The 12,080-nt window shown below is 35.8% G+C and carries 9 protein-coding genes; 6 read left to right on the top strand and 3 right to left on the bottom strand.

Annotated elements, in window-relative coordinates; genetic code table 11:
• Positions 1-481 precede the first annotated feature (481 nt).
• Complete coding sequence (gene metA, locus BW724_RS22065) at positions 482-1,393, bottom strand: homoserine O-acetyltransferase MetA (protein ID WP_088077234.1); 912 nt, start codon at positions 1,391-1,393, stop codon at positions 482-484.
• A 117-nt stretch (positions 1,394-1,510) separates the two neighbouring features.
• A complete protein-coding gene (locus BW724_RS22060) occupies positions 1,511-2,842 on the bottom strand; it encodes an MEDS domain-containing protein (protein ID WP_088077232.1) in 1,332 nt (443 codons plus the stop codon).
• Between the two features lie 154 nt (positions 2,843-2,996).
• Between BW724_RS22060 and BW724_RS22055 the strand changes: the two genes are divergently transcribed.
• From BW724_RS22055 to BW724_RS22045, 3 genes are all read left to right on the top strand, one after another.
• Positions 2,997-4,190: a class I SAM-dependent rRNA methyltransferase gene (locus tag BW724_RS22055; protein ID WP_088077230.1), complete on the top strand. Its 1,194-nt coding sequence runs from the start codon at positions 2,997-2,999 to the stop codon at positions 4,188-4,190.
• 273 nt (positions 4,191-4,463) lie between these two features.
• Positions 4,464-7,133 (top strand): putative bifunctional diguanylate cyclase/phosphodiesterase, encoded by a 2,670-nt coding sequence (locus tag BW724_RS22050; RefSeq protein ID WP_088077228.1) that lies wholly within the window; start codon positions 4,464-4,466, stop codon positions 7,131-7,133.
• Positions 7,126-8,436 (top strand): ABC transporter substrate-binding protein, encoded by a 1,311-nt coding sequence (locus BW724_RS22045; protein WP_088077226.1) that lies wholly within the window; start codon positions 7,126-7,128, stop codon positions 8,434-8,436. Before BW724_RS22050 ends, BW724_RS22045 begins: the two co-directional genes overlap by 8 nt.
• Positions 8,437-8,501: 65 nt before the next feature.
• Here the strand turns inward: BW724_RS22045 and BW724_RS22040 are convergent, their stop codons facing one another.
• Complete coding sequence (locus tag BW724_RS22040) at positions 8,502-8,681, bottom strand: H-type small acid-soluble spore protein (RefSeq protein WP_088077223.1); 180 nt, start codon at positions 8,679-8,681, stop codon at positions 8,502-8,504.
• Between the two features lie 166 nt (positions 8,682-8,847).
• Here BW724_RS22040 and BW724_RS22035 point away from each other — a divergent pair, with 166 nt between their 5' ends.
• The 3 genes from BW724_RS22035 to BW724_RS22025 all read left to right on the top strand — a co-directional run bounded on the left by BW724_RS22035 (position 8,848) and on the right by BW724_RS22025 (position 11,101).
• Positions 8,848-9,411, top strand: a complete 564-nt coding sequence (locus BW724_RS22035) for a GNAT family N-acetyltransferase (RefSeq protein ID WP_088077222.1) — start codon at positions 8,848-8,850, stop codon at positions 9,409-9,411.
• Positions 9,412-9,521: 110 nt separating this feature from the next.
• Positions 9,522-9,890 carry a PilZ domain-containing protein gene (locus tag BW724_RS22030; protein WP_176371532.1) on the top strand — a complete coding sequence of 123 codons (369 nt, stop codon included), beginning with the start codon at positions 9,522-9,524 and terminating at the stop codon, positions 9,888-9,890.
• Positions 9,891-9,934: 44 nt separating this feature from the next.
• The gene (locus tag BW724_RS22025) at positions 9,935-11,101 is read left to right on the top strand and encodes a sensor domain-containing diguanylate cyclase (RefSeq protein ID WP_235849044.1); all 1,167 of its coding nucleotides are present in this window, start codon (positions 9,935-9,937) and stop codon (positions 11,099-11,101) included.
• Positions 11,102-12,080: the final 979 nt, after the last annotated feature.

The raw sequence follows: 12,080 nt of genomic DNA, 5'->3' as shown, positions 1-12,080 counted from the left end.
GAATACCGACAGATTTGATGTATGAAAACGCAAAACTGTCGAATAGAGCAAGGAATACCGACAGATTTGATGTATGAAAACGCAAAACTGTCGAATAGAGCAAGGAATACCGACAGATTTGATGTATGAAAACGCAAAACTGTCGAATAGAGCAAGGAATACCGACAGATTTGATGTATGAAAACGCAAAACTGTCGAATAGAGCAAGGAATACCGACAGATTTGATGTATGAAAACGCAAAACTGTCGAATAGAGCAAGGGTTACCGACAGATTTGATGTATGAAAACGCAAAACTGTCGATAAACTATCGACCCAAATTAAGCCCAAACTAACTCACCAATTCCCCCCACCAATTAGAACACACCAAAAAAGCACGAGGCCTCCCAATCATGTTCCCTCGTGCCTGTTAGAGTGCTCATTCCACTCCCACTCTCATTCCCATTCCCATTCCTACTCCCAATCCACTCCCATTCCCATCCTTATCTCCAATCGTATGGAGTTTCCTGATAAACATAATAGTTTAGCCAGTTTGAAAACAGTAGATGTGCGTGTGAGCGCCACTGGTTGATAGGCTTCTTCGTTGGGTCATTATTTGGAAAATAGTGCTCAGGTAAAAGAATGTCTATTCCCTTTTTCAAATCACGTTCATATTCTTCTGCAAGAGTGGAGGTATCGTACTCCAGATGACCTGTTGCAAAAATATGTTTTCCATCCTTAGACATCACTAGAAATGGTCCAGCTTCTGGTGACTTAGCCAGTAAAACTAAGTCTTTATTCTCCATCAATTGTGTCATAGAAATGTCTGTATATCGCGAATGTGGGGCAATAAATACATCGTCAAATCCCCGAATTAATTTAATGCTTGGGGCTTCAATGATATTGTGATGAAAAACGCCAGAGCATTTTTCCGATAAGGAAACCTTTTCGATGCCATAGTGAAAATATAAGCCAGCTTGGGCACCCCAACATATATGCATGACAGAAGTTACATTGTCCTTTGTCCAGGCCATAATTTTTGTGAGTTCATCCCAATATGCCACTTCTTCAAATGGAAAGAGCTCTATTGGAGCGCCAGTGATAATCATTCCATCGAAACGTTTCTCCTTAATCTCATCAAAGGATGTATAAAACTCCGAAAGATGGGACTGACTTACATTTCTTGGTTCGTAAGTAGTCGTTCTTAGAAAAGTAACATTTACCTGCAACGGTGTATTACTTAGAAGCCTAAGGAGTTGAGCTTCCGTCTTCTCCTTTTCAGGCATGAGATTTAGAATAATGATGTTCAGAGGGCGAATGTCTTGTGTAACCGCACGCTCATCATCCATAATAAAAATATTTTCTTCTTCTAAAATCTGCCTTGCTGGCATTTGCTTTGGGATATTTATTGGCACGGGATAACCCCCCTTAAAATTTATTATCTAAATTTTCAATAAAAGTATTATAGCACTGAATGTTAAAAATAAAAAAGGACTTGCATAAAAGCAAGATCCTTTTGCATATGGATTCAATTAGTTTTCCACAGCCACTTGATTTACGGGTGAATTTAGAGGTAATTTTATCGTTACCTCAGTACCTTTTCCATATTCACTTGAGTAAGAGATCTCTCCATTAGACATTTCAATTAGCCGTTTTACAATATAAACCCCACTTCCTTTTTTACTGTTAATAAAAGAAGGGTTGTTTTCAATGATGTTTGATAATTGGTTCTCCGTCATTCCAAGACCTTGATCCTTAATCTGGATACAGAGTTGATGATCTAGAATTTGTACATCTAAATAAATTTTGGATTGTTCCTCACTATATTTGATAGCATTATTAATGAGATTAGAAATAATAAGGCGGAGTCCAACTTTACTGTTTTTAATTCGAACATTTCTAGGTAGATTGTTTATGGACGGTATCAATGTAATATGCTGCGATTCTGCTTTCACTTCCATAATCTTTAAAACTTCATTAATAACTGTTAACGGGTTAAAGCTTTCTTCTTCTAATGTAAAGGAATTAGAAAGGAGTGTCTCGGTATATATGATTTGTGAAATTTCAAAATCGATAATGTCTGTATAATCATTAATACTCTCTATTTTTTTCAAGCTATCTTGACTTAATCCTTCCTCCCTTGCAAGCACTAAGGACGCGTACGCTTTAATGACGGTTAGTGGGTTGCGCACTTCGTGTGAGACAACATGGATAAAATCGAGCTTTCGTTTGTACAAATCCATTTCTGAATGCAAATTTGACTGTGCAGAAATGGAAGGGAAAATGGTGCTTTTCTCATCATTTTTATAGAGAGTTGAGCGTACAAGTTTTTGGTCAGTCATTAAAAACTCATGATGTGTCAATAATGATGTAAGCAATGAAGCGGGCAAATGATTACCATCATAGGCGCATACACAAATTAAGCCTGTTCCTTCTAAAAGTTTGTCAGAAGCATGTTCATGGTGTATGAGTTTTTCCACAATATTTTCTTGATCCTTCCACTCTACATGAGCCCAAGTTCTAATTTTTCTATTATATTCTTTTATTGGTTCTAGGAACTCACTGAAAAATTTTAAGGAACTCTCACAACAAAATTCACCATACAGTTGGTAGTAAGTGAAATTATTGATAAAATGAACATGGAGTATTTCTTCAGGTGATAGTCTAGAGGCGAGTTTCTCTCGTATATGCGTAATAGTATCTTGGTTTTCGATGACAATGGTGGTTTGGTTATGCATTATTCCATCTATTATAAAAGTTAGTAGATTATCTTTATAATGATCTTGTTGTTCGTAGGAGTAAAGGATATGCCCTCCGTTAATAATGTCCATGTTATGATTTAATCTCATGACTGGATAATTCAAAAAATACCCCCTTCAGTTGCAAATATAAATAAACCTCTATTATTATACCACCACCTCGTACTAGATTTTAAGGGAAGAGGTCCCAAAATAAATCGTATAAATACTACAAATTTCGTGGAATAACTAGATACAAAGAAATAGAAAGGAATATATTATGAAAAATAGAAAAGATATCATTATTAATCATCAGTTTGAGAATAAATATAAAAGTGGCTATCCATTATTACATAAAGAGGCGATTAATAATTTGGGAGATTTGAAACAGGAGGGTACGATATTAAGGCTCACAAATGAAAAGGGAGAGTTTTTAGGAATAGGCTTTTATGGTTTGCAAAATAAAGGCTATGGGTGGGTGCTTACGAGAAAAGAATCTGAAGAAATAAACAAAGAATTTTTTCAAAGAAAAATAAGCAAAGCGATTGAGAACAGAGCATCCTTCTATCAGAGCACTGATACAACAGCCTTTCGTGTCTTCAATGGTGAAGGCGATGGAATTGGTGGATTGACTATCGATTATTATGATGGCTTCTACGTCATTTCCTGGTATAGTCAAGGAATATATACCTTCAAGGAAGACATTATTGCAGCTTTGAAAGAAGTTGTATCATATAAAGGAATATACCAGAAAAAGAGATTTAGTACAGACGGAAAATATATTGAAGAAGATGATTTTGTAACGGGAGACCGTGGGGAATTTCCTATTATCGTTAAAGAAAACGGTGTAAACTTTGCTGTTTATCTAAATGAAGGAGCAATGGTTGGGTTTTTTCTTGACCAAAGAGATGTGAGGAAAACAATTAGGGATAAATACGCAAAGGGGAGAAAGGTTCTTAATACGTTTTCGTATACTGGAGCTTTTTCCGTTTTTGCAGCATTAGGTGGAGCGACAAAAACAACAAGTGTAGATTTAGCTAACCGTAGTCTAGGGAAGACAATCGAACAGTTTAGCGTGAATGAACTAGATTATGAAGCACACGACATTAAGGTCATGGACGTGTTCAAATACTTCAAATACGCTGAAAAAAAAGGGTTGTCCTTTGATATGATGATACTAGATCCTCCAAGTTTTGCACGGTCAAAAAAGATGACTTTCAGTGTAGCAAAGGATTATAAGAATTTACTTAAAGAAGCCATTGGTATTACATCTAAATCAGGTATTATAGTAGCCTCTACCAATTATAGTGGAATGAATATGAATAAGTTTAAAGGATTTATTGATGCAGCTTTCAAGGAATCAGGAGAGAAATACGAGCTCTTGGAGGAGTATACCCTACCTGACGATTTCAGAACAACGAATACGTTCAGAGAAGGTGATTACTTAAAAGTCGTTTTTGTAAAAAAGATGTAGCAAATCATTAATATGAAGATTAAACAGTAACATAATACATGCAACGCAACAGATGGGACGCCATTTGTTGCGTTTTTTAGTGATTTACCAATGGTCAAAACCTCACCGTTTTTCTTAACATGTACGTATGTAAAGGTGAAAAAGTCTATCTATAATAGGAAGAAAGTAATATAATTAAGATAAAATCATGAATGTTTTTGTCGAAAAATAATAATACAGTAGAAATAAAAAATGCTATAAAAGAATTAGATCCACCTTAGGAGGAACAGGGTAGTGTCCAAGCCAACATTAAAAAACACCACAATATTTTTATCCTTATTTCTATTAGCGTTGTTATTTAGAAATGAGTTTCACTATATTTATGGCGTGACAATGTCTTTTGCAACAATATTTTTATTCATTTTCGTTCGATTATTTGGATTAAGGAATACAGCCATTGTAGCCATACTAATACATGTATTAAGTGTGTTTCTTTTTAAGATTCCATTTTGGGACATTGTGTTTATAACAGAAGTGCTCATTATAGCTGCTATATACCTATATAAAAATAGAGGTAATTTAGTGCTCTGGGGTGTTTACTATTGGATATTAGTGGGGATCCCACTTTCATTCCTATTATATTATATTTATATTCCAGAGCTTCAAGGGACGCAATTAATATTCCAGGTTAGCATTGTGACATTTAATGGTTTAATTAATGTCTTAATTGCGGATATTATTTTATCTTACTTACCAGTTGAAAGGTGGTTAAATGGTAAAGGAGAACAGAAAAAGCTATTTAACTTCCAACACTTTTTATTCCATGTCATCCTTTGTGCATTACTCTTTTCATTTATTTTAAATATTACTGTTTCACAACTGAATTCATACACGTCATTACAAAACTCTATACAGAACTCAGCAGCTATTACTACGAAAAATATTGAGAGGGTGCTGCTTCAATGGAGTCGGGATGATATAAATCGATTGCTCTTATCCAATACCATTCAAGTAGGATATTTAAACGAAGTAATTGAGCGAATGGCCACAGAGGAAATATTTGAAATTGTAGTAATAGACCATGATGATAAGATCATAACTGGAACAGGGGAATGGTTATGGTCGAACGGGCAGTTAGATTGGAGAAATAGAACCGATGTCTCTAATATAGGGGAAGACTTTTATCAGTCTCTACCAAGGGATACTCCTCCTCTTCCCTTAATGGTATGGGAAGAAGGAAGATTTATTTATGAAAAAAAACTTACATCATTACCCTTTACAATTACGATGAAGTATCCCATTGGCTTTTATCAGGAAAGACTAATGAGCGAGTCGCTGGAGCAATTAAGATTTTTACTTTTCTTTAGCATTTTTGCGGGAGGTTTGATGTTTGCTGTAAAACGAATTTTGGTAAGGAATTTAAATTTGTTAGCAGAAGCAACCACTGGCTTACCTCAAAAATTAAAAAATTCAGAAAAAATTGAGTGGCCGAATAGTTCTGTTCTAGAACTTCACTCCTTAATTGAAAACTTTAAGTCCATGTCATTTAATTTAGCAAATATGTTTAATGAAATTAAATCAGTAAACAAACAGTTGGAAAACACGACTGAAAACTTAAAGGAGTCTGAACAAGAGTTACATCGATTAGCGTATTACGATAATCTCACTGGATTACCTAATAGAACCTATTTTTATCAATATTTAGAAGAAATGCTTTCTGAGCAGTCTAAAGTTGATGTGAAAGTGGCCGTGTTATTTTTTGACCTCAATGAATTTAAATCAATCAACGATACGTTGGGACATGCTGCAGGAGATGACCTTCTCAAGCTTGTTGCGGAGAACTTTATTCAACTCCGAACGAATGATAGACAAGTCTTTCGTCTAGGTGGAGATGAATTTGTTTATGTGTTAACGATTGAGAACAAGGCTGACGTTATTGCTTTTGTTACTAAAATTAAAAATCTATTCGCTAAGCCATTCAAATTAAATGATCTTTCATTGTATGTCACAACAAGCATAGGTGTAAGTATTTATCCCGATAATGGAAAAACAATTGATGATTTAGTTAAATACGCGGATATGGCTATGTACAAAGCAAAGGAAGTCGGGAAAAATCATATAGAATTTTTTGATGAATCGATGAAAAAAGACTTCTCAGAAAGAATGCTGATTAATAGTGGCCTTCGTGAGGCAATTGATGAGAATCAATTTAGAATGGTGTATCAGCCAAAAATCAATATTGAGAATAATACAGTATCTGGCATTGAAGCACTAATCAGGTGGACACATCCAATCCATGGTGAAATCACACCAGATAAGTTTATTCCATTGGCAGAGGAGTCTGGATTTATTTTTCAAATCGATGAGTGGGCAATAGTAGAGTCTTGTCGCTACAACAAAAATATGCAGGATCGTGGCGCCCCAAAAGTGCCCGTATCTGTCAATATGTCAGCAAAGCATTTTAACCATCAGAGAATCGTTAATATGGTAAAGACGGCACTTGATAAGTCCGGACTAGCGCCGGAATATTTAACTATTGAGATTACGGAAACTGTTTTCTTAAAAAATGAAACAGATGTTTTTGGCATGATTGCTGAACTTAAAGATCTTGGAGTGAAGTTATCAATTGATGATTTTGGAATTGGCTATTCGTCATTAACACATCTCGTAGATCTTCCAATTAATGAGGTAAAGCTTGATAAAAACTTCATTCGTAATATTACAGTAGACAGTAAAAAGTCAACTATCGTTCAGGTAATTTTAGAGTTAAGTAATAACCTTGGCCTTGATGTAGTAGCTGAAGGGGTAGAAACAAAGGGTGAACTTGAATATCTGAAAGGAATCAATTGTAAGGAAATTCAAGGTTTCTATTTTAGTAAACCATTGTCTAAAGAAGAAATATTTGAGTTTTTAACAGACAAAGAAGGCTTGAAGCATTGGTCGGAAGGGGGTACCAATGAATAGATTATTGATTTATCTAATCGCTCTTTTGTTATTAGCAGTCGGCTGTGTTCAAAACAATGAAACAGACATAAGGGAAGAGGAAGGTGTAGAGGGAATCTCTCAGTTTGATCGAAATAAAGACTATGATTTAACTATTTGGAGTTATTATGAAGGTGGTTGGGGTGAAGCGATTCAAAACTTTAGGCGATTTCATCCTAATGTAGAAATAAATGTGGAAGTATTTCCTTTTGAGGAATACTCAGAGAAATATTTGACGGCAATGCTAGAGGGAAACGGGCCAGATATCATGATTTTTGATAGTGACCATTATGGTAACTTTAAAGTGATGGATGGACTCGCTGACTTAAAAGAATTTGGTGCTGATGAATATGAGACAAGTTTCTCACCAGAGTTGTGGAGATTGGCCTTGTCATTCGATCAGGAAAAACTTCTGGGAATTCCTTTTAATACATCACCTCTTATTACTTATTATCGTTCAGATATCTTAAGGGACTATGGATTTCCATATGAACCAAAGGATGTAGGTAACTATATGGCATCATCAGAGAATTGGCTAGATATGGCCAAGACGTTAAAAGAAGACGGCATACATGTAATGGAATATAGAGATGATATTTTAAAGATTTATGAATCGGGAATTGGAATTTATGATGAAAACATGACTTATTTAAGGGATTCCAGGGAGTTTATTCAAGCCATTGATTTAACAAAAGAAGTTAAAGAGAATGGATTAAGCCCTAATAGAAGTATTCAAAGTGTAGAAGGTATTAATGACTTAAAAGATGATAAAGTTGCAATGATCTATATGGGTACTTGGGGAACGAATCAATTAAGGGACATTGTCCCAGAGCAATCGGGTAAATGGCGAGTGGCTCGATTACCTTTTAATATTCATGGCTGGAGTAACAGTTCTATTTTTTCTATAACTTCCATGAGTGAGCAAAAAGAAGCTGCTTGGAGATTCATTGAGCATTATACGATTGAGGAAATTATGCATGGATATGCAGGTACTATTCCAGGATTTCTACCGGCGAGAAAAAACCCTAATACGATTCATAACACAAACGCTTTTTTGAACGGACAGTCAGATCAGGCGTTTTACGAAGAAGTTTCTGAAGAAGTTAGGGAACATTTTAAAACGCCCATCGATCGAGAAGCACACCAACTTTGGAGAGATCATGTAAATCAAGGAATAGAGTGGGGCATTGAGACAGAGGAAATCCTCCAAAGGGTAAAATATGAAATTCATGAAGCCTTAGGAAGGGAAAGGCAAATCCTTATTAATAACTTGAATAAAAATTGACACAAAAAAGTCGGGGACCAGGTCCCCGACTTTTTTGTGTCAATTAACGAAGCAATACACGTTCATTAGCCCTCAACCAGCCCATTTATATCCACTTCTTGCTCATGGTCCATTTCGTCTAAAGGGAATACATTAGCCGTATTTTCGTTTGAGTTAACTTGTTGAATATAGACTGGAATTCCATGATAATTGACATTAATCATAGTAGGTGATTCAATAATTTCCTGTGCCCGTTGAATATCCATGCTTTCAACCTCCTAGACAAAGTACTGTTTATATTTTTCGTCATGCGAATTCTGCTTATTCAACACTGGTATGTGCAAAATATCCCAGTTCAATAGAATGCATTTCTTGAATGACCGTAATAAGCGGCAGGCTACAATAAAAAGAGAAATAGGGAGGTATTTCAACATGATAAGTAATGAAACAATCACCACAAAGAACTATAGATTAAGGGGAATGAAGATTACCGATGCTTCCGAGCTTTATCCAATCTTTTGTGATATGGATACAATGAAATATATAACTCCGCACCCTATTGAATCAGTAAGTGAAATGGAAAACCTGATAAAGAAAAACATAAGCAATTTGCAAGAAGAGAAGGAAATTCCTTGGGTGATTGAGGATAAGGATATTGGAATGATTGTAGGTACCTTTAGATTCCATAAACTTAACCTATGGCACAAGAAAGCAGAAATGGGAGTTGTAATAAGAAAAGAGTATCAAAGAAAAGGTGTTATGACTGAAGTTTTAAAAAGAATGATTCCATATGCGTTTAGTGAGTTATGTCTAAACCGATTAGTAGGGGATATCTTTGCTGGTAACATAGGATCGCAAAAATTATTAGAGCGGTTCGGCTTTGAAAAGGAAGGGGTATTAAGGGAAACTGATTTCGATGGGGAGTATTATCATGATACGGTCGTCTATTCCTTGTTGCGTAAGGAGTTTGAACAAAAAAAGGAAATATATGAGTAATAGAAAGTAATATTTATTTAAACCATATATCTGTTATAATTGGGAAAGAAAAAATGTAGAAAATTGTCGAATAAGGACCTTGAAACTTTTAATAGATAGTGGGGATGACGTTGAGATACAAACGGGAAGAAACATTTCGATACGAATTTGGCCAACCTTTAGATTGTGTTTATAGAATATTGAGAGTAAATGGGGTTTCTGAGGAGACTAAACATGGCAATGGTAAATTGTTTGATATTAGTCCTACTGGTATAAAACTTCAATCACCATTAGATCTACAGTCTAGTAAAAATGAAGTGGATGTCGAACTTTGTTTTACCCTAGTAGCAGAGCATACTGTAACGGGGAAAATTGTATGGCAAAAGCTAGCTAACGTTGGCCAATATTTTTATGGAATTGATTTAGAAATACCGACAGAAGTTAAGGAACATATTATCCACGACTTGAAAGAGTTTATTCAGGTAAATAAGAAAGGTTAATAATCAGCAGAGTATATAGCTGCATTTGAAAGTTGGTTTTATTAATGAAACAAAATAACATCATCATAGTATCTATAGCTATTTTCTGGATATTATTTGAAATATATTTCTTTAATACTTTTAATGTTGAAACATTGTTTCGAGGATTCTTTATTATGGGATTATTGGTTTCTACCTGGATCATAAATAATAAATATGTAAAACTCAATCAAGAATATGGTGATTTAAATGCTACTCAAGCAAAATTGGAGGAGCAGTTAAAGGTTAAAACTGCAAATATTAGAGATTACGAAATGCTATTTCATTCATTGGATGGCGCAGTTTATAGCTATGATGTAATTAATAACGAGAATTCATATTTTTCAGAGGGCTTTGTTGATGTATATGGGTACTCACCAGAGTCTTGGAAGGATATTATTCATGATAAGGATAAACATAAAGTAGAGGCGGATGAAATTAAATTATTCGCAGGTGAACCATCGAAGATAGAGTATCGTATTCATCACCCATATTTAGGTGAGAGGTGGGTAGTTAAATATTCTACACCTATTATTGGCTCTGATGGAAATGTCACAAAAATTAATGGACAAATCATTGATATTACGTTTAGAAAAGAATTGGAAAATGAGTTGAATCAAATGGCTTATTACGATGATTTAACGGACCTTCCTAACCGGAAAGCTTTAGATAAACATATTACGAAAGCTCTGGCTAGATCCAAACGCCATCATCATAATTTTTCCATTATGTTCATTGATTTAGACGACTTTAAAATCGTTAATGATACGATGGGTCATGAAGCTGGTGACGACTTGTTAATAGAAGTTGTGAGAAGGTTGAATGAAAGCATAAGGGAAGAGGATTTAGTTGCTCGCCTCGGTGGAGATGAATTTATCATAGTTTTTGAGGAAACGAATAAGGCAGAGATTGAAGATATCGCTAATCGAATAATAGAAAATATAGCATTACCTTATACACTTAATGATAAAGAAGTGAAGATTTCATTAAGTATTGGTATAAGCATGTATCCTGATGATGGAGAAGATAAAGAGACGCTTATTGATAATGCTGATAAAGCAATGTATTTTGCAAAAAATAAAGGTAAGAACAACTATAAGATGTACACGCCAGACCTAGAAAACATAGATGAAAAAGTAGGATTAGTTGAAAAAATCGTAAGTAAGTTTCAGCAAGCAAAGCTATTTAATTAAAGATAGAGGTGCCTCGTATTGATTGATAAATGAGGCACCTTTTTACTGCTTTGCGAGGATAAGTTGATATATCGGCAAAGCTCTGCGAAAGCCTAGTTAAGTTAGTTTTATTATTTTGGATATTGGACAAATTGAAAAGCGATTTAATATTCTTTTGCGAGGAGTGGGTGAGGCTCCGGGTAAATAAACTGTATTTAAATTCCCAATAAGGTTTGGGGCACTAATGAACAGAGATAGTGCCCAAAGCGCAAGTTCCAATAAGGTTTGGGGCACTAACGAGCAGAGATAGTGCCCGGAGCGCAGGTTCCAATAAGGTTTCGTGCACTAATGAGCAGAGATAGTGCCCGGAGCGCAGGTTCCAATAAGGTTTGGGGCACTAATGAACAGAGATAGTGCCCGGAGCGAAGGTTCCAATAAGGTTTGGGGCACTAATGATCAGAGATAGTGCCCGGAGCGCAAGTTCCAATAAGGTTTGGGGCACTAATGAGCAGAGATAGTGCCCGGAGCGCAGGTTCCAATAAGGTTTGGGGCACTAATGAACAGAGATAGTGCCCGGAGCGAAGGTTCCAATAAGGTTTGGGGCACTAATGATCAGAGATAGTGCCCGGAGCGCAAGTCCCAATAAGGTTTGGGGCACTAATGAGCAGAGATAGTGCCCGGAGCGCAGGTTCCAATAAGGTTTGGGGCACTAATGAACAGAGATAGTGCCCGGAGCGAAGGTTCCAATAAGGTTTGGGGCACTAATGATCAGAGATAGTGCCCGGAGCGAAGGTTCCAATAAGGTTTGGGGCACTAATGAACAGAGATAGTGCCCGGAGCGAAGGTCCCTGGGTCTAGACTATAAAGTGGACACGTTATGGAGAGAATAAAACCATAATCTAGAAATGGAGCGTGTCAAAATGATTAAAACCTATGATGAGGAGTTTAAAGAGTATATCGCTAAGTTAGTAGTAGAAGAAGGAAAGAAAGCTACAGAGGT

It is taken from the genome of Litchfieldia alkalitelluris (assembly GCF_002153425.1).
Classification (GTDB): domain Bacteria; phylum Bacillota; class Bacilli; order Bacillales; family Salisediminibacteriaceae; genus Evansella; species Evansella alkalicola.
Note: the sequence above shows the minus strand (reverse complement) of the source record. Positions and strands in the feature narration are given on the sequence as shown.